The 19,670-nt window shown below is 44.8% G+C and carries 16 protein-coding genes; 9 read left to right on the top strand and 7 right to left on the bottom strand.

Features of this window, described 5'->3' with window-relative positions:
- The first annotated feature begins 82 nt into the window (after positions 1–82).
- The 4 genes from NE665_RS07245 (at position 83) to NE665_RS07230 (ending at position 3,967) form a co-directional block, all read left to right on the top strand.
- Complete coding sequence (locus NE665_RS07245) at positions 83–2,641, top strand: YhgE/Pip domain-containing protein (protein WP_117443330.1); 2,559 nt, start codon at positions 83–85, stop codon at positions 2,639–2,641.
- 226 nt (positions 2,642–2,867) lie between these two features.
- Complete coding sequence (locus tag NE665_RS07240; protein ID WP_117443331.1) at positions 2,868–3,122, top strand: spore coat associated protein CotJA; 255 nt, start codon at positions 2,868–2,870, stop codon at positions 3,120–3,122.
- Between the two features lie 2 nt (positions 3,123–3,124).
- The gene (locus tag NE665_RS07235) at positions 3,125–3,370 is read left to right on the top strand and encodes a spore coat protein CotJB (RefSeq protein ID WP_233104567.1); all 246 of its coding nucleotides are present in this window, start codon (positions 3,125–3,127) and stop codon (positions 3,368–3,370) included.
- 3 nt (positions 3,371–3,373) lie between these two features.
- Positions 3,374–3,967: a manganese catalase family protein gene (locus NE665_RS07230; protein ID WP_008816617.1), complete on the top strand. Its 594-nt coding sequence runs from the start codon at positions 3,374–3,376 to the stop codon at positions 3,965–3,967.
- A 180-nt stretch (positions 3,968–4,147) separates the two neighbouring features.
- Here NE665_RS07230 and NE665_RS07225 read toward each other — a convergent pair whose 3' ends face one another.
- Positions 4,148–4,516 carry a PH domain-containing protein gene (locus tag NE665_RS07225; RefSeq protein WP_002605898.1) on the bottom strand — a complete coding sequence of 123 codons (369 nt, stop codon included), beginning with the start codon at positions 4,514–4,516 and terminating at the stop codon, positions 4,148–4,150.
- A gap of 471 nt (positions 4,517–4,987) precedes the next feature.
- On the opposite strand from NE665_RS07225, the gene NE665_RS07220 reads away from it, so the two are divergent.
- From NE665_RS07220 to NE665_RS07210, 3 genes are all read left to right on the top strand, one after another.
- On the top strand, positions 4,988–5,788 hold the full coding sequence (locus NE665_RS07220) for a MerR family transcriptional regulator (protein WP_117443332.1): 801 nt from the start codon (positions 4,988–4,990) through the stop codon (positions 5,786–5,788).
- A 106-nt stretch (positions 5,789–5,894) separates the two neighbouring features.
- Positions 5,895–6,995 carry a helix-turn-helix transcriptional regulator gene (locus NE665_RS07215; protein WP_117443333.1) on the top strand — a complete coding sequence of 367 codons (1,101 nt, stop codon included), beginning with the start codon at positions 5,895–5,897 and terminating at the stop codon, positions 6,993–6,995.
- A 217-nt stretch (positions 6,996–7,212) separates the two neighbouring features.
- Positions 7,213–9,837, top strand: a complete 2,625-nt coding sequence (locus NE665_RS07210; RefSeq protein WP_117443334.1) for a cation-translocating P-type ATPase — start codon at positions 7,213–7,215, stop codon at positions 9,835–9,837.
- Between the two features lie 676 nt (positions 9,838–10,513).
- Here the strand turns inward: NE665_RS07210 and NE665_RS07205 are convergent.
- The 3 genes from NE665_RS07205 to pta form a co-directional block, all read right to left on the bottom strand.
- Complete coding sequence (locus tag NE665_RS07205; RefSeq protein ID WP_117443335.1) at positions 10,514–12,523, bottom strand: cytidylate kinase family protein; 2,010 nt, start codon at positions 12,521–12,523, stop codon at positions 10,514–10,516.
- Between the two features lie 313 nt (positions 12,524–12,836).
- Positions 12,837–13,403 (bottom strand): GNAT family protein, encoded by a 567-nt coding sequence (locus NE665_RS07200; RefSeq protein ID WP_117443336.1) that lies wholly within the window; start codon positions 13,401–13,403, stop codon positions 12,837–12,839.
- Positions 13,375–14,379 carry a phosphate acetyltransferase gene (pta, locus tag NE665_RS07195; protein WP_117443337.1) on the bottom strand — a complete coding sequence of 335 codons (1,005 nt, stop codon included), beginning with the start codon at positions 14,377–14,379 and terminating at the stop codon, positions 13,375–13,377. Before pta ends, NE665_RS07200 begins: the two co-directional genes overlap by 29 nt.
- Positions 14,380–14,487: 108 nt before the next feature.
- Between pta and NE665_RS07190 the strand changes: the two genes are divergently transcribed.
- The gene (locus NE665_RS07190; RefSeq protein ID WP_002605892.1) at positions 14,488–14,688 is read left to right on the top strand and encodes a DUF378 domain-containing protein; all 201 of its coding nucleotides are present in this window, start codon (positions 14,488–14,490) and stop codon (positions 14,686–14,688) included.
- A 241-nt stretch (positions 14,689–14,929) separates the two neighbouring features.
- Positions 14,930–15,661: a class I SAM-dependent methyltransferase gene (locus tag NE665_RS07185; RefSeq protein ID WP_117443338.1), complete on the top strand. Its 732-nt coding sequence runs from the start codon at positions 14,930–14,932 to the stop codon at positions 15,659–15,661.
- Positions 15,662–16,060: 399 nt separating this feature from the next.
- Here NE665_RS07185 and NE665_RS07180 read toward each other — a convergent pair whose 3' ends face one another.
- The 3 genes from NE665_RS07180 to NE665_RS07170 form a co-directional block, all read right to left on the bottom strand.
- The gene (locus tag NE665_RS07180; protein ID WP_117443339.1) at positions 16,061–17,401 is read right to left on the bottom strand and encodes an MATE family efflux transporter; all 1,341 of its coding nucleotides are present in this window, start codon (positions 17,399–17,401) and stop codon (positions 16,061–16,063) included.
- A gap of 81 nt (positions 17,402–17,482) precedes the next feature.
- Positions 17,483–18,280 (bottom strand): MerR family transcriptional regulator, encoded by a 798-nt coding sequence (locus NE665_RS07175; RefSeq protein WP_117443382.1) that lies wholly within the window; start codon positions 18,278–18,280, stop codon positions 17,483–17,485.
- A gap of 13 nt (positions 18,281–18,293) precedes the next feature.
- Positions 18,294–19,466, bottom strand: coding sequence for an FRG domain-containing protein (locus NE665_RS07170; protein ID WP_117443340.1), 1,173 nt, complete (start codon positions 19,464–19,466; stop codon positions 18,294–18,296).
- Positions 19,467–19,670: the final 204 nt, after the last annotated feature.

Genomic DNA, 19,670 nt, shown 5'->3' with positions numbered 1-19,670 from the left:
ACATGCGCATATAATGTACTATAATTCCAGTGTTCCGTGGATATTTGGTATCCATGGATATAAAAAGAAAGAAGAGGATATTATGAAGGAAGAATGGAAGAATATAGCAGGCAGTACATGGATTAAGGTTGTACTGGCAGCAATTATTGTGATTCCTATGCTGTATTCAGGTATTTTTCTGGGTTCTATGTGGGACCCTTACGGAAATGCGGATAAGATACCGGTTGCTGTGGTAAACGAAGACCATAAGGTTTCCTATAACGGCTCCAGCCTTCATATCGGAGAGGATCTGGTTGCGAATTTGAAAAAGGCGAAGGAGATGGATTTTCGCTTTGTGAATGCCGAAAAAGCTCAGCAGGGTTTAACGGATGGCTCTTATTATATGATCATAACGATTCCTGAAAATTTCTCATCAAATGCAACGACTCTCATGGATCAGAATCCAAGGAAAATGGAGCTGATGTATACGACGAATCCGGGTACCAATTATATCGCCTCAAAAATGGATGAGACAGCGATAGCAAAGATACGGGAACAGATTTCCGCTACCGTGACGAAAACCTATGCCGATACATTGTTCTCCAACGTTCAGGTGCTGAGCAGTGGTTTGAAAACAGCAGGGAAGGGAAGTCAGAAAATCCAGAATGGACTATCTGACAGTATTGCGGGAAACCGGACAATTACAGATAATCTGAACACCCTTGCTTCCAGCACATTAACCTTTCAAAGCGGCAGCGAAACACTGAAACAGGGATTGCGGGACTATACCGACGGAGTAGCACAGCTGCAGCAGGGAAGCGCTCAGCTGCGTACCGGTATACGAACGATGAATGGAAAAAGTGTACAGCTTGTCAATGGTGCTTCCACGCTGCACACAGGGAGTGCGGCACTGCAGCAGGGGGTGCAGACGTACACAGCCGGAGTAGCTGCTTTGCAACAGGGGAGCGAGCAGCTGATGCACAGCTCAGCGGCATTGAATCAGGGAATCGATACTCTGGCGCAGGGAACTGCTGCATTGCATACGGGAAGCTCCGACGTTTTGTCCGGACTGCAAAAGCTATCCTCCGCGTTGACATCAAGTACGCGTGATCATGCCAGTATGCTTGCGTATTTGCATGCAGAAAATTCCGGCAGTGCAAATAGCTTGCAGCAGCTATCACAGGGTGCTTCGGCACTGAACGCACAGCTGCAAGCGATTATTACGAAGAATACAGCTGCAAGCCAAAAGCTGTATGCAGCCGCACAGAAATTGAAGGATGTGAATGCTCCCGAGGAAACTGTGAATCAGGTTCTTGCAGCGGCAGCGGATCTGCATGATGCGAACCAGCAATATGCAGAGCTTGGGACAGGTCTTTCACAGCTTTCCAAGGGAACCGGGGATATGACTGCTCTTCTCAATGGAAATGATCAGGCTCTAACGCAGCTGCAGCAGGGACTTTCCACTGTACAGCGTTCACTGGATGCGCAGAGGTCCACACCGGATACCATGGGACTGATTCAGGGTATGCAGCAGATTGAAGATGGACTTGCAAGTGCTGATACTGCAATATCCGGGGAGCAGGGTCTGGCTTCTGGGATACACGCATATACAGAGGGAGCGGATACGCTGGGAAGCGGCCTTTCCACCTTGGCTCAGAAATCCACTGCCTTAACAGACGGAGCGAAGCAGCTGCAGACGGGAACAGAACAGCTGAATTCCTCCATCCCGGCTTTGCAGGACGGCATTACGCAGCTTCTCACGGGTAGTGATACACTTTATCAGGGAGCCTCAGCGTTAAGCAGTAACAGCCCTGCACTGTTAAATGGTTCTGCTCAGCTGTATACCGGCGCTTCACAAATCAGCAGCGGTGCTCAGCAGCTTGCACAGGGCTCCGGGACGCTGGGAAGCGGATTACTGCAGCTGAAGGATGGTTCCTACACGTTGACAAGCTCGCTGCATAAGGGGGCTGATGAAAGCTCTGTGTCAGCAACGCAAAAAACAAAGGAAATGCTGGCACAGCCGATTGTCACCAACCATCAGGAGCTGAGCAATGTGGAAAACAACGGTACGGCGATGGCACCTTATATGATGTCTGTCGGGCTGTATGTTGCCTGCATGGCCTTTACCCTTATGTACCCGCTTTTGAAAAATACAAGCAAAACAACATCCGGCTTGCGAATGTGGGCTTGCAAGGCTTCCGTTATGTATACGGTTTCCACATTGATGGCGATTGTTATGATTGGTGTGCTGATGCTGGTCAATGGCTTGTCGCCTTATCAGACGCTGCTTACCTTTGCCATGGCGGCACTGGTTTCCGCAGGCTTTATGGCGATGATTGTTTTCTTCAACATCACCTGTGGGAAAATCGGAAGCTTCATCGTTTTGATTTTCATGGTCTTGCAGCTGGGAGGAGCGGCAGGTACCTATCCGATCGAGACCTCCTCCGGCTTCTACAATGCGATTCATCCGTTTATGCCATTCAGCTACAGCGTGCATGCGTTCCGTAATACCTTGGCGATTGGCGGATCTATAGGTGCGGATGCCCTTGTTTTTGCAGGAATGCTTCTGGTTTTCTCTGCCCTTTCCATTTTGTTTTATCGTTGGAAAGTGAGTGTCAGTGACGAGCATTTTGAAAAGACGGTATTGGCGCAATTTCATTAAGTGCTTGCATGAAGTGGTAAACGAATTCATAAGCAGGTTGAAAAAGGCTTATCAAAGCAATGTAATCTTTCCATTGCGGCTGATAGGTCTTTTTTCTGTCTTTCCTGTGTTTAGAAAAGAGGATTTTCATCTCATATAGCGGCTTCCTATATGTCTGCCCTATGCGTGTTATCAGTTCTCTCATATTATGCAGTGAGGTGAATACCTCAGGTTAGGAGGAACTTATATGAAGTATGCAAATGGAGCGTGCTGTCCATGGATTCCCGAAGAGCGGGTCAATGATGATGAATACTGCTATGATGATGTGGATTTTATGGAACTGAAGCCCAAACACCGGCAGCAGCAAATGCAGACACCCGGTATGGCGTATGTACCGATGCAGGTATGGAAAAAGCCGTATGAAAAGGAGATAGGGTTTCAAAGAGGAACGATTTTTCATGCTCTTGATAAACCGTTTCTCAATGATGAGGGGGCGTGTTGATAATGAACAGAAAACAACTGCTTAGAAGGCTTCAAGTGCTGGATTTCGCGATTCAGGAAACAGCATTATTTTTAAATTCACATCCCGATGACCAGCAGGCGATGCAGTATTATCAGACGGCAGTAAAGGAACGCGAGATGGTCGCAAAGGAATATGAACAGCTTTGCGGGCCATTGACAAATCGGCAGAATTTATCGGATAGCTGGGAGTATAGCAAGGGCCCCTGGCCATGGGAAAGGGAGGATTGACCTATGTGGACATATGAAAAGAAGCTGCAGTTTCCGGTAAATATCAGAAAGCCGGATCCTGCTTTTGCAAAAATTGTAATCTCGCAGATTGGTGGTCCGGATGGAGAATTGGCTGCTTCTATGCGTTATCTGAACCAGCGCTATGCAATGCCGTATGACAGTGTGCGTGCGATGCTCACGGATATCGGGACGGAGGAGCTCGCTCATCTGGAAATGGTATCCGCGATTCTGTACCAGCTGACCAGAAATCTCAGTGTTGAGGAAATCAAAGCAGGCGGCTTTGACGCGTATTATGTCGACCATACAACCGGCATATGGACACAGGCAGCCAGCGGAGCACCGTTTACAGCTGCATATTACCAATCCAAAGGCGATCCCCTCACCGATTTGTTTGAGGACATGGCCGCAGAACAGAAGGCACGTACAACCTATGAAAATCTGATACGTGCCGCAAGCGATCCCGATGTCATTGCGCCTCTGCGCTTTTTAAGAGAACGTGAAATCGTGCATTTCCAGAGATTTGGGGAAGCCCTTGCCTACGTGCAAAGTCAGTTGGATGCTGAAAACTATTATCAGTGCAACCCTGCCTTCGACTAATACCAGCGGATGGTCTTCCATCCGTTACATAAAAATCTACTTCATCCTTTTCAGACCTGTCAAACGTCCTGCTGCCTTCACACAAAGCGACATCGACAGAAGCAATAAAAAAGATATTGCCAGTTAGACAATATCAAAGGATAGCTAATTCTTTTTGCGAAATAAAAGGGGTATGCAAGGCTAATCCAGTATCGCATTTCCCAATATGGTATCAAATTCACGGATATTGCATTTTTTATCCACATTGATTTTAAAATGCCCTGCTTTTGTCCACAGCTCCAGCTCAGCATCGATATCAAATAGCTTACCTGCATTCTCAGTAGACCACATGTCAATAGAACGATAAGGGATGGAATAAATCTCGATTTTCTTGCCTGTCAGTCCCTGTCTGTCAAAAATGATAATTCTTTTGTTCGTCAGTGCAGACATATCTCGGTTTGTCTTATAGCACTGCAGAATCTCCTCACCAGGCACCAGAACGGACAGCATCTCCTGTGCAGGCTCCGCCTTTTCAATGAAGGACCATATTCTTCTAAATTCTTCTGCCATAATTTTTTTCCTCCTAAGTATCTATATAAGTACCCTTCGGTATTTATATCTTATCTTTTTTGCACCATCTGCATATACAATAGCTGTATGTAGCATTGTATGATGAAATGCCACCTTGCAGAACACAAACTGGAACTACATATTGCTGCAATCCTTCTGTATTCTCTATTACTTTATCATAAATGCTGTGAAAAATCAGTTTCCATGCTTTCAGATGAACACAGCCTTACAAGTATGAGACCCCTACGGTTTGATTATAACAGTATTGGATTCCAAATTATATATAAAATTAAAAATATTCAAATAAAGTTTAGCAGGAATGCAATTCTCAATCAGAATTTAGAAATATATGGAAACTCATAACAGAAACAGTATGACAAAACAGAAAAGCGTATGCCATTTTCGTATTCTTTAAATCTCTGTTTTACAAATTCTTTTTGTATAGTATAATACAAAGGGCGGGGTGATGATATGCAATATAAAATCGGCAAGATTGCGAAAATCATGGGGGTTACACCGGAGGCGATCCGGCACTATGAACGACTGGGCTTGATTGTTCCTTTTAAAGATCCGGAAACAAATTATCGCTATTATACAAGTGAGCAAATCGATCAGCTGCTATATATTCAGCGGTTTTCCCATATGGGAATCTCACTATCCAATATCCGTGAAAATATTCTTCGCGGCAATGTACAAACGCATCGGGAAATGGTACAGCAGAAACGCAATGACTATGTACAGGAGATTCAGCGACTGCAGCAAAAGCTGATGAACATGGATCACTATATCAGCATATTGAAAATGACAGCCTATTGTCTATACAACTGTATTTATATCCAGAGACCCGGAATTTTCTTCATCTCACAGGAGGACTGTCTGAATATCAAAGAGGACGCGCACGACTCCATCCAGTTTAATCTGTTTCAAAAAAATGCGGATATGTTTTTCCAATGTACGCTCATAACAATAGAGGATGGCGATGACTGCATAAGAATGAACGGGTTTGGAATCTATGAGGACTGCGCCGCCGAAATCGGTGTGAGTGAGGAATTCGGCTTCTCATTTCTTCCCGGAGGTGCTGCGGTTATCTATGCGTTTGAGCATAGTGACAAGCGTTCCTCCTTGACACGGGAACGTATCTGTGCCTTTTTTCAAAGAGAGCATCTCATTCAGAAGGGACCTGTCTTCCAGCGTCTTGTATACCGCACCTTTGAAGACCACAAGGACGCAAACCTTGTAGAAATGCTTATGATTCCTTATATTCGTGAATAAAAGGAGTCTTTTTTCTCATGGCAGATTCTTACGATTCTGTCGGTTTTCTTGACTTTCTTCTTCCGTCTCGGGGATAATATTGGCATACGATAGGAAGTGAAACCATATGCTGGGTAAACATATCAAAACGCTGCGCATGGAATACGAAATCAGCACACAGCGGCTGGCAGAATATATGCGCATCGAGGAGGAGGAATTACGCGATTGGGAAGCGGGAATTCGTGTTCCTGATGAGAAACAGCTGCAGCGACTTTCAAAGCTGTTTCAAGTCGATGTAAGTGAGCTGTGTGGTATGCAAAAGCAAACAGTCGAAAAAAAGCAGCGACAGCCGAATACTTCTGATAAAAAGAATAAGAAGCAGAAAGCGAAAAAAGGAAAAACCAAAAAGAAAACCAGACGAAAAACAAAGCATAAAACCAATCATAAGACGAAGAAGCAAACCGTTGTCAAAAAGCGCAGAATATGGCCGCTGCTTCTGATACTGTTGCTGCTAGTGGCTGGTCTTGCTGCTGGAGGCGGATATCTGTATTGGAAGTATGGAGATGCGCTGTTTTCACAGAAGAAGACATACCGTATGGAAGATATGGCCGGTACCTTTACAGATGAAAACACGCGCAATGGTGCTGCAGCAGCACTTGCACTGAAAAGCGATGGATCGTTTGTATTCACACAAAACAGCTGTGAGGGTATGCAGGATGTGCGTGGAACGTGGAGCATTGCGGATCAAAGCATAAAAGCGAGCAGTGCGCAGGGAACCTATACCTTTGCGATTCGCAGCAGCAATCAGCTGAAGTATGAGGGGGAAACGATTGGCTGTGGTCCATACAACAGCGATGTCTTTATTCGTGGAGCTGCCGGCGGACAACCTTTCCAGCAGGAAGAGGAACCGCAGAAGCAAGAGGATATCGCCGGAACTTACAGTGGCAGTCATAGTACTCTTGTCGTATCCGATGTGACGGATACCACCTTTACCTATACGCTGACAAGTCTGAACCCGCTGGATGCACAGCAGGTTGCCTCCATATCCGGCACGGCACAGCGCAACGGTGATACGGCATCGTTCAGCTTTACGGATGATGGATATGGCACGCAGGGAACAGGAACCTTTACCTTTCAGGATACACAGGTCGTATTTTCCATTCAGAAAACACAGACAGATCCACAGGCTGTGTGGGGAATACGTGAGGAGGGGACGCTGCTTCGCTAGACAATCCCGGGACTTTGTCTGAATTGCAAAGACGGCTGTTTACAGAAGAAGCCTTATGCTTTACAATACAGGTAGAGATAACCATGAAAAATAAATGCAGAAGGTCTGTCGCAATTTGTGAATATCTGCATAATATGAAGTCACAGGCTGGCTGCATAAACGTACGATTCCTATACAGAGCAGCTGTATAGGAATTTTTTAAAGGGAGGCAGGCATTATGGAAGCTCATCAGAGAACAGTGGATGAAGCATTGCAGGAACAGCACAGCAGCAGGAGCGGATTGTGTGAAACACAGGTACAGGAGCGAAGCCGTGTATATGGTTTGAATAAATTGCAGGAGGAGAAAAAGGCATCCCTCTTGAAACGCCTGGCAAAGCAGCTTTCCGATCCGATGATCATCGTGCTGCTTGGAGCTGCACTCATTTCCGGAATCACCTCTGCATATGCGCATGAGTCCTATGCGGATACCTTTATTATCCTGTTTGTCGTTATGGTGAATGCGATACTCGGCTTATATCAGGAGGGGAAAGCAGAGGCGGCGATTGAAGCTTTAAAGGATATGAATGCGCCTGCCTGCAAGGTCATGCGTAATGGCGAAATACGAGTTACAGCAAGTGAAGACCTTGTTCCCGGGGATGTTGTTGTTTTGGAGGCCGGAGACGCTGTGCCGGCAGACGGCAGGGTTTTGGAATGTGCCAGTTTAAAGGTGGAGGAGTCTGCATTAACGGGTGAATCCCTTCCGGTGGAAAAGCAAACAGATACTTTACAGGAAGATAATCCGCCACTTGGCGATCGAAGAAATATGGTCTATATGGGAAGCAGTGTGGTATATGGCAGAGGGCGTGTACTGATAACTGCAACCGGTATGCATACGGAGATGGGAAAGATTGCGGATGCTATTCTCGTAAGCAGGGAGGAAGCAACACCTCTGCAGCAGAAGCTGAATCGGCTTTCCAAAATACTGAGCTTTCTGGTTTTGGCGATCTGCGTTTTTATGTTTCTATTTGAACTGCTGAATAGCAGTGATCTGCGTCCGGAAGCCCTATTGGACACCTTTATGCTGGCTGTATCGCTGGCTGTTGCGGCTATCCCGGAGGGGCTTGCTGCTGTAGTAACTGTGCAGCTGGCAATCGGTGTTACTCGTATGGCAAGGCGCAATGCAGTCATACGACAGCTGACCGCTGTGGAAACCTTGGGCTGCACACAGGTGATCTGCTCGGATAAAACCGGCACCCTGACACAGAACTGTATGCGTGTGGTGGAGCATGCCGGTGATGATGAGTATCTGCTTGCACTGGCGATGAGTCTTTGTAATGATACGCAGGTGCATGCGGATGGTACCCTGCAGGGAGAGCCTACAGAAATGGCGCTGAGTGCTTATGGGGAAACCCTGTTACATGTCAATGAGGAAATACGGAAGTATCCGCGTATCCATGAATATCCGTTTGATTCGCAGCGGAAGATGATGACCACGATGCACAGGGAGTCTGACGGTGTTGTTCTGCAATTTACCAAGGGGGCAATGGATGTGGTCTTGCAGCGCTGCACGGGAATATGGCGAAATAAGAAAATAGAACCGATGCGGGAAGAGGATCGCGAAGCACTGCGGCAGATGAATAAGCAAATGGCCGATCAAGCTTTGCGTGTACTCTGTGCTGCCTGCAAATGGAGTGATCATATGGAATTGGACATGGAAACAGCAGAATCCGATCTGGTATTTCTCGGTCTGTGCGGTATGATGGATCCGGTACGTGAAGAGGTGAAGCCGGCGATTGCTCAGTGCCGAAAGGCAGGCATCCGTCCGGTTATGATTACCGGTGATCACATTGATACTGCGGCGGCGATTGCGAAATCTCTGCATATCATAACGGATAGCTCGCAGGCGATGAGCGGCAGTACGCTGGATACACTGTCACAGGAGGAATTGATTGACCGGGTTGAACAGACATTTGTATATGCCCGTGTAAAGCCGGAGCATAAGGTACGTATTGTGGATGCATGGAAGTCCAGGGGATATGTTGTTGCGATGAGTGGGGATGGTGTCAATGATGCACCAGCCATCAAACGGGCTAGTATCGGAGTCGGCATGGGAATCACAGGAACAGATGTTACAAAAAATGTGGCAGATATGGTGCTTGCGGATGATAACTTTGCGACCATTGTATCGGCAGTAAAGGAAGGTCGTAAGATTTATGATAATATACGTAAGGCCATTCAGTTTCTGCTGTCCAGCAATATCAGTGAGGTACTCTCTATCTTTCTGGCTACCATGATGGGCTTTACGATATTAAAGCCGGTGCATATACTTTGGGTCAATCTGTTGACGGATACGTTCCCTGCTCTTGCGCTGGGCATGGAGGAGGGCGATGCAGATCTGATGCGAAGGCCTCCACGTCCAAGCAGTGAGGGGCTGTTTGCCAATGGGCTGCATATACAAATCATATTTCAGGGCTGTGTTATTACACTGATCACCTTCCTTTCCTACATCGTTGGTCATTATATGGAAGCCGGTGTCTGGGAAATCACACAGAGTGCAGACGGTATGACAATGGCTTTTCTGACAATGTCAATGACGGAAATGTTTCATGCATTCAATATGCGTTCCCTGCGGCAGTCCGTGGTGCATATGAAAAAGCAAAATTGGTATCTCATGGCTTCTGTCGCATGTGCACTTATGCTGACGATTGCTGTCATTTATATCCCTGTATTATCAAGGCTGTTTGAATTTGAACATATCTCCATCATCGAATTTGCAGTTGCGCTTATCATGTCTGCCTCTATAATTCCAATCGTGGAAATTGAGAAATGGGTGCACAGAGCCGCACAGCGAAAGCAAGGATAAGTTGAGAGCAGGGGGAAGCGAGCATAAGAAAACCTGCGGTCCTCAACAGGATGTACAAAGCTATGGAAAAGCTGTTATTAGCCAATGCTGTGTTGGAACATTCTGCTGTATGGTTGCAGTATGATTCAGTTTTCCTGCTTTGGTGATGAAAAGTCTGAGAGCCTGTGCAGCATTCATAGAAATACTGAATATTGCTTAATTACTAGGAATAAATTATAGCATTGGTTTTGAGAGCTTGATTTAGCACATAGGAATGAGTCTTAATAGGAAGCAACGATTAAAATTATGTAAGTAAAAAAGCGTAGGAGATGTAGCTCACTGAACAGTGATATGCAGCCTACGCTTTTTCTTCGCTGAATTTAAAATCGTCATTTCTGAAGTCAGAATGTAGTAGGAATATTTTCTTTCTTAAATTTCGGACGAATGAGAATATGTATCTATTCAGAACCATATTCCTACACATTACGTACCATTATATTTTAGTGAACCCTTGCCCTTTATGAGAAATATTATATGTTTTCTCCATGCTCAAAGCAGAAGGCTCTGGTATAAGGGAAAGCTGATATCCAGTAACTTGTATTATACATATCGGTTTATTGGATAACCATTCAATGATTTGCTGAAGAATGACACTTCAACATACACATCTTACTTCTAAATAATCATTCAAAAGGATCTATAGAACTTTGCGTTTTTTTATGTGATTGATAAATGAATAAATTATTTCTGAACATTCCTCAACTCCTACTGAACTATCGATCAATATATCATAATTATGTACATCACCCCACTGGGTATTAGAAATACTGTGGTAGTAGGAAGCTCGAGCTTCATCAGAGTGATGAATGTTTTTTATAGCTTCTGTATATGTATCTCCATACACCTCCATAACTCTTTTAATACGATATTCTTCTGGTGCATAAATGAAAATTCTAATAATATTTTTATACTCTCGCAATACATAATCGGCAGCTCTGCCTATGATTACACAGGCCCCTTGGTTTGCGATTTTACGAATGATTTGCTCCTGAGCTGCAACCGCTTGCTGGACAGCAGTTGTGCTAAGATACAGATCATGTAGTATCTTAGGGGAATTCGTATTGATATCTGATATAAAGGCTTTGTGTAGTCCACTTTCTTGGGCTGCCAGTGCTGCAATCTCCTTATAATAAAAAGGAATTTTTAATTTTTCTGCAACAACTTTACCAATTTGCTTTCCAGAAGAACCATGTTCCCTGCTAATAGTGATAATCAAGCCTTGCTTTGATGCTTGTAAAGTGGGGCTTGTAGTATCTGTCAATTCGTTCTCTTTATCAAGTCCTTTCATAAAATAAATTGTCATTGCTACTGCAACGATCATTGCAATAAAATCAGCAGCAGGGGCAGCATATAAAATTCCTTCTATGCCAAACTTTCCAGGAAGGATAATTATCAAGGGTATAAAGCAAATAATATCTCTTGTTAATGATGAAATAATAGCATGAATTGGCTTTCCAACAGCCTGAAAGAAAATGGAGGTCATTTTAATTATACATGTAAAGGTTACGAGTGATAAGAAAATCCGAAATGTCATATTAGCAAACTGCCAATAATCTTCTGGGTTTGGAAGATTTGTTGGTTCTCCAAACATTCCTACAATATGAGTGGGGAGAAATTCAAATAATAAAGTGGCAATGATACCTATTATAACAGTAGCTTGTAAAGCATACCGATACGTTAATTTTACACGCTTATAATTTTTGGCACCATAATTATAACTGATAATTGGCTGACACCCCAATATGATCCCGACAACGATGTTAATGACAACAGTGAAAACTTTACTTTCAATTCCGATGATAGCGATGGGGATATCAACACCATAATGAGATAACATGCCGTACTTCACCAGCATTATATTACAAGCCAATGAAATAATTACAATAGTCATTTGTGTAATGAATGAGGATACCCCTAACTTTAAAGCAATAAAGAAAACCTTGAAATTGGGTATAAAATGTTTAAGCGACAAACGAAAAGTTTTTGTGTGAAAGAAATATATAAAACTGATGATAAAAGATACCAACTGACCGATTACTGTAGCCAATGCAGCTCCCTGCATACCCCAGTGAAGCCCAAAAATAAATACAGGGTCAAGTATTATATTTATGATAGCACCGGAAAGCATAGATGCCATTGACCATGTTGGACTTCCATCTGCACGGATAACGGAATTCATCATGTTCATTAACATAAATATAGGAAAAAAGGCTAACACAATATTAAAATAATCAATAGCCATGCCAATACTATTTTCTGATGCACCGAACAGTGTTAAAATTTGTGTTTTGAACGGGAAAAATACTGCAACTAAAATTAAGCTGGTAAGCAGCGTGACAGTTATCCCACTGCCGATAGAAACAGGTGCATTTTTGGTGTCTCTTTTTCCTTGACATATACTTAGATATGCCGCACAGCCATCACCATAACACCAAGCAAAGGCTTGTGCTATAATAAAAATAGGAAAGACAACTCCTGTAGCAGCATTCCCTAATGCACTTAGTTCACTATTACCTATAAATATCTGGTCAACAATATTGTAAAGTGCACTTACAAGCAGTGAAAGAATACAGGGAATTGAAAACTTAAATATCAATTTCGGAATCTTTTCCTTACCTAAGTAGTGAATTTGTTCATTTGATTGCATTTTATTACCTCCATCTACAAATGATAAATTTGGAGTCTTTATTAGAGAAAAGCTACCTAAAAACTGCGTACAAAACGAAAAACGGCGTAGAATCTCGTCAAAGATTCTACGCCGTTTGCTGTTTTGACTATATTATTTTAACAAATTATAATCAGCATTGTCAATAATTTTTTTGTAGCCATCAGCTATGATATAAGTGAAGCGATCGTTCTTTTTAGTGATATAGAAAAAGGTATGCGCATATTTGGTGGTGACTACTGCTCCCATCAGCATAGCTGCGAATACCTTTTCTGTATGATTTTTTCCCCTTTTGTTACATTGTGTTCTCTTTAACCAGCTGCTGCCATTCGTCCTCCAAAATGGACATCAGGATATCATCGGCATATACACCGTTATCCCAAATGGCATCCCGCAAGCTGCCCTCCACACGGAATCCCGCTTTCTCATAAGCTTTTTTTGCTCTTGTATTAAAGGAAAACACATCCAGTGAAAGTCTGTGCAGCTTCAGCTCGCGAAAGGCGAAATCTCTGATCGTCTGCACCGCCCAGCTGCCGACTCCCTGTCCGCAATCTTTGCTTTGAAAAATGCAGATTCTGAAATTTGCAGAGCGTGCCTGCTCGTCGATTTCATTGATTACGCACTCACCGATCAGGCTGTCCTGCGAATCAAATAGAAGGAAATCATATCGTGTTGTATCGCTGAGACAGCTCACAAAATATGCATCCACCTCCTCTTTGCTATAATGCATTTTACTGCCGGTCATACGTGCAATCTCACGGTCACATTCTGTGAATCCGTTTATGTAATACGCATCTTTGTCTTCGATTCGCGATGAGCGCATGGTGGTTCCTTTATATTCCCAAATTGCTGCTGTCTGCATTTACATTCCTCCCTGCTTCTGCTTCCTTTTGCATGGCAGTGATGATTGCCATTTTATAAATTTCTTCTGTTGTTGCACTGCGAGAAAGATCGTTCATCGGCAGTCGCACGCCCTGTAGAATCGGTCCAAGCGCCTCAAATCCGCCCAGATTGGCGACCAGCTTATATCCGATATTGCCTGCATTTAAATCCGGGAAAATTAAAATATTGGCATTTCCTCCAACGATGGAATCCACAGCCTTCAGCTTCGCCACTCGTGCGGACAGTGCGCAATCCACCTGCAGCTCGCCATCCACAGCATAATCCAGCGGCATACGCTGTAACCGCTCTGCTGCCTCCCGGACCTTATCAACATCTGTGCCGCTCCCGCTTCCATGTGTGGAATAGGAGAGCAGGGCCACCCTCGGCTCCAGCTGAAAGGTCTTTGCGGTTTCCGCTGCCTGCAAGGCGATCTCCACCAGCTCATCCGTATCGGGGTTTCGATTTAAGGAGCAATCTGCGAAAATGTAATGCTCATCCTTTCTGCTCATAAGGAAGCAGCTGGAGACGATGGTGTGCGGCAATCGTGTTTTAATCAGCTGCATAATCGGACGCAGTGTATCGGCAGTGGAGTTGGCAGAGCCTCCCAGCAGGCCATCGGCATATCCCAGCTCTACATACATCGTACAGAAATAGGTATCCTTCATCAGCCACTCGCGGCATGTCTGTTCATCTGTTTTTCCTTTACGAAGCTTCAGCATGCGCCGAATCATGTCCTCTCGATGGGCAAACTGCTTTGGATCGACAATCAAAATGCCGGCAAGCGAAAGGCCATACTCCACTGCCAGTGCATGCAGCTCTTTGGTATCTCCATATAGCAGCGGGGTGAGAATATGTTCGTTGTGCAGTTGTATTGCTGCTTCCATCATTCGCCTGTCGCTGCCTTCTGTAAACAGGATACGAATCGTGCTGTCTTTTACGCATAACGGTATGTTCATAGGTTTGCACTCCTCTCTTTTCATTATAGCATTCCTTTTGCCTTTCGTCGAAAAGATAACGGTATAAACCGATGGAAAATGTCCAGACTAATTGCAAGGAGGATGTATATGAAAGTCATAAATTATATCGTGTTGATTATCAGTATTATCGGTTGTGTCAACTGGGGTCTGATTGGACTCTTTGATTTCAATCTGGTAGATATGCTGTTTGGTACCGGATCCATTCTGTCCAGAGCTGTTTATATTCTGGTTGGTATCTGTGGTATCTATCAGCTTTCCTTCTTCTCCAGTTTGAACAACGAGAGATAGGAAGAAATACGGCTTTCTGCAGCTTGCAGAGAGCTTTTTCTTTGTCTGCTTTTCTGAAGGAAGTAGAGCTTTTACAGGATGGTAAGTTTTGTTTCTGTATGCTATACTTTATACAGAAACGTACGGCTTTGGGAAGGAGTGTTGCTCTGTGAGAAAAGGCATCCTTGCGCAGAAGATTGCATAGACCCATGTGAATTTCAATCAGATAAACAATGCATAATTCGCATGGGAGGATAAAAACATGAAAGAAAATAAATATGACGACGATGTATTTTTCAACAAATATAAAGAAATGAACCGCTCAGTACAGGGACTGGAGGGAGCCGGTGAATGGTCTCAGCTGAAGCAGCTGCTTCCGAATTTTGAAGGAAAACGCGTTCTTGATCTTGGCTGCGGCTATGGCTGGCACTGTATATATGCTGCACAGCAGGGGGCTGCATCAGTAATTGGTGTGGATATTTCAAAAAAAATGCTGGCAGTCGCAGAAGAAAAAAGCAAAGAGTACGCAATCAGCTATCAGTGCTGTGCCATGGAGGAGCTACAGTTTCCAAAGGCATCCTTTGATGCAGTCATCAGCTCTCTGGCCTTTCATTATGTAAAGGATTTTGAACAGCTGGCAGTCGCAATATCCAGCTGGCTGATAGCGGGAGGTAGCTTTGTTTTCTCGGTGGAGCATCCGGTGTTTACATCCTATGGCACGCAGGACTGGTATTATGGAGAGAATGGAGAAATACTGCATTTCCCGGTAGATAATTATTATTACGAGGGAAAGCGAGAGGCAAATTTCCTTGGTGAAAAGGTAGTGAAGTATCACCGTACGCTTACCACCTATCTGGATACACTGCTGCGTAATGGCTTTGAGCTTCAGCATATCATAGAGCCACAGCCGCCGAAGCATATGCTGGATATCGCGGGCATGCGGGATGAAATGCGCAGACCGATGATGCTGCTTGTAGCTGCAAGAAAGCGCTGATTTGCCACGCAGCTCAGCAGCTGTCATAGAAAGAAATAGCTGTATTCTAAGCGGATTCTCATGCATTGCAGGCACGTATGTGGAAAAAGCGAAGAAAGAAATATACTCCTATGATTTTGGAGCGGTTCTTTCTCAAGTGTTGAAAAACTAAAAACAGGGAGACTTCAACTTCTATTGATAAATCCAATCGTGTTGAAGTCTCCCTTTTGCAAACACCCGAAAGTAAGAAAGAACCTTTGGGGCTTTATTTTTTTATTATCAACAGCTTCATCAATTCCCAAATTTAGAACCTTAAAGCGGCATGTATTGCTTGTGTTGTCCGCTTTACTGCATCTGATCAGCTGGCTGCTTTTTACAACACCTGCCATTTGCTGCAAAGCTTGTTTTCCGAGAATGATATCAGCACAGCGTTTGTTCCTGTGTTTGTGGCACTGTGACAGGGGCGTGCAGCGGGTTTTTCATAAACAGGGCGATAGTGCAAAGAAGAATCTGCGCAACGGGATAGGCCGCCCAGATTCCTGACAGCTGAAACAGGAAGGAAAGCACGAACAGACTCAGGGGTAACAGAAGGCAGGGCTCCATATAGACCAGAAAGGTGGAATTGCGTGTTTTCTCTGTCGCATAAAAAATGGCTGATGTAACTCTTGTAATGCCGAGAAAGGGGAACGATACCGTGGTGATCAAAATAGCAGTCTTCGCTCCTTCAAAAATGGCATCGCTGATTCCAAACAGGGCAGTCAGCGGATTTAGGAAGAGGACTACCGCTATGCAGAGAACAAGTGAAGCTGCAACGGTTACGAAAAAGGCCTTGCGATATAGAATATGAATCTTCTCCTCCTTTTTGGCACCGTAATAAAAGCTGATCAAAGGCTGTACACCGTCACCGATTCCCTGAAGCAGAAGCTGTGCACTGCACAGAACATAGGAAACGACCGAGTAAATGGTTACTGCGGCATCCCCGCCATAGCGCAGACACATCCAGTTGGTCAATACGATGACAAAAGAAGGCGCCATCGTTTGTCCGAAGGGGGAAAGGCCGATACGGACGATGGATTTCACAAGGGGTGCATCCGGCACAATATCCTTTCGGGAATAACCGCGAAGCTCTCTTGCATACATATAGAGCAGTGTAAGGACAGCGACAACGCCCTGTGCTGTGATGGTTGCCCAAGCTGCACCTGCCAGTCCCATATGTAAACGGAAGACAAATACATAATCGAGGATGATATTCGTAATCAGTCCGCTGCTCATGATTGCCGTTGCCAGAAAGGTTTTTCCGTAATTGCGCAGCAGCGGATTCAATCCGTTGCCAAGAACAGGGAGCAGTCCCCCCATAAGTACAACTATGATATAGGAGCGGGCCTGTGCATACATGGCTCCCTTCGCTCCCAGCATACGCAGCAGCATCGGATGCAGTATGAGCAGTACCGCAGACAGAAGGACACCGGATGCCAGCAGCAGTGCCAGCGTAGACCCCATGGCATGGCGTGCCTTATCCTCTCTTCCATCCCCGCGGCTGCGGGACATGACAACAGATCCTCCGATCCCCAGCCCGATTGCTGTAGCATTTAATATTACCTGTATCGGATAGGCAAGATTGATTGCGCCCAGTGCGGTATCTCCCACCGCATTACCTACAAACAACCCATCCACAATCGCATAGAAGCCGCTTAGCAGCATTGTGAACATGGAAGGAAGCACATAGTTCCAGAATTGCTTGTGTATATAATCTTTTTTCATTTTGACTTCACCTCCGTGCGAATGTAAGTATAAACCCTGAAGCAGCTCCAAGGTCAAGGAAAAATAATAAAAAATGAGGATTTAGTCCTCACATATGGGAATATACAGCTCCGCATAATAATTCTGATCATCCTGATAGCTGGTAAGCGGAATCTCACGCATATACAGGGTATCCTGCAGGGTTAGCTTTTGCTTGGCGGCATAGGCAAACAGCAAAGCGATATCCTCTTGCTGAATCTGGTTGTGAAGCATGTGGATCACAAGGAAAACACAGGGCTGCTTATGCGCTTTTATCAGCTGTGCCTGCGGATAATCCATGTGCAGCTCCTCCATGATATCCTGTTCCAGTGCGATGATGGTCTTCTTCGGCTGTATGTCACAGCTGCTGATCTGATAGGTTTTAAACAGGGAGCATAGGACAAACTGATCCTGTGTCAAATGGGCTATCTGCTGTGTGAAGAAATCACTTGTCCGCTCACTTTCAAACAGAATGACGGATGCCGGAAAGGCTTTGATACTGCAGATGTTCTGATTGGATTCCACCCTTTGATACGTCTCGGATATACAGGTAAGCTTTTTCAGAAGCTGCTGCTCATACCGTATTTTTTCTTCCGTTTCCTGTTTCTTTTTCAACAGCAGCTCATACATATTTTCCCGGCTTTTGCTGGTACAGATGGATTGAATATCCTGTAAGGATATGTCCAGATGCCGATAGTAAATGATATCCAGCAGCTCCAGTATATTATCCAGATTATATTCCCGATACTGGTTGTCCGGATTCACAGAAGGGTGTACCAGACCTTTTTTTTCATAAAAACGGATCGTGTCGCTGCTTAAACCGAGCAGTTTTGCTATCTGTGAAATTTTGTAGGTTTCCATAACTTCTCCCATTCTATCGCACGGTATGCAGGATATCCCATGCGGCTTCCTGCAGATTACCATACAGGTCTTTATGTGACATATGTACCAGCTTCAGCTCCTCCAGCAGCTGTTCCTTCTTTTTGATGTAAAAGACCATCTGTTTCCCCTCATGGTGCAGTAGCTTATTCCGCAGGACACTCTGCAGCTCCTCATCATCACTGGCATAGTTTCCACACAGGAAAAACAAGCCGTTTTGCCGCTGTATGCGGATGTTGTCCATCGCCGCCTGCACAAGTAAAACCTTTCGCAAATCCTTCTGCTTTATACCGGGCTGAAAGGCTGGCAATTCCCGCTGTATTTCATGCAGGAGCATTGCCGCAGCTGCACTGCTGGAAAAGGTCTCTGCACTTTCCTTGCGCAATGCCTTGCGGGTGTCCTCTTTCAGAAAGCCAAGGCTGGAAAGCATACTCACCTTATCACTGTCTGGAAACAACGGGGCTTCCCTGCTTTCAAATACGAGAACCTGTCCGGTATCCCTTGTGGCATCCTCACAGGCGAAAAACAGTGCCACAAGAGGATTGGTCGTCAGATCGAGCAGGCGGGTACAGATTTGATAGTGCTGCATTTTCACCAGCTTTTCAAAATGGGTTTTGCAGTTATAAAAATCCGCCGGATATTCAATCAGCGTCTGCTTATAGATTGCATCCTCCCGCACCGCCATGTCAGGATTGCGAAACAGGGAAGGGGTCATTTGGTAATTCATATTCTGATGTCCGCGAAAATAAAAGGAAACATGCGCCTTGCGATAGTTTAGGATGATTTCCAGATATTGAGGAAGGGAGGTGATTTCCACTAGCTGCACAGCCTCTTTCTCATACAGAATAGAATCCTTTCCCACGATGTCCTTTTCATACCCTGCCTGTTTCAGGAGCTCCAGCAGCAGAGGCTGGCGTTTCTCCATCACCGCCGCGTGCTTTAAGGTGTAGTGCAGCAGTGTCTGATTGGATATCTCGGAAAGATATTGCAGCTGCGTCGCAGGAGTGTCCGCAACCAGAACATCTGCGCGGGTGATGCTTCTGCTGATATAGCGGTAGTCATAATATCCGTTGCTGCGCAGCGAGCGTAGAATAACATTATGAAATGCAGTGCGAAAGCGTGGAAGCTTATAGAGGGTGGCTGCCTGCTTCTGAAGGGCTTCTGTCATGGTATCATCTCCGTTTTGTTACCTTTATTATACTGAAGGTGAAGGGAAAGCGAAAGGAAAATACGTGTTTTTGATAATAAGAACGTATCACGACGCTGTATCCTGTATATGTGTAATCATGTTTTATCATATTCATGTATAAAAATACGAGCAGGGAAAAGCATCAGAAAAAGACACTTGCTGTGTCTTTTTGGTAGCGATTTT

This window comes from Clostridium sp. DFI.1.208 (genome assembly GCF_024463855.1).
Taxonomy (GTDB): domain Bacteria; phylum Bacillota_I; class Bacilli_A; order Erysipelotrichales; family Erysipelotrichaceae; genus Clostridium_AQ.
The sequence above is the reverse complement of the archived record's forward strand: the minus strand, read 5'-3'. Positions and strand labels throughout refer to the sequence as shown.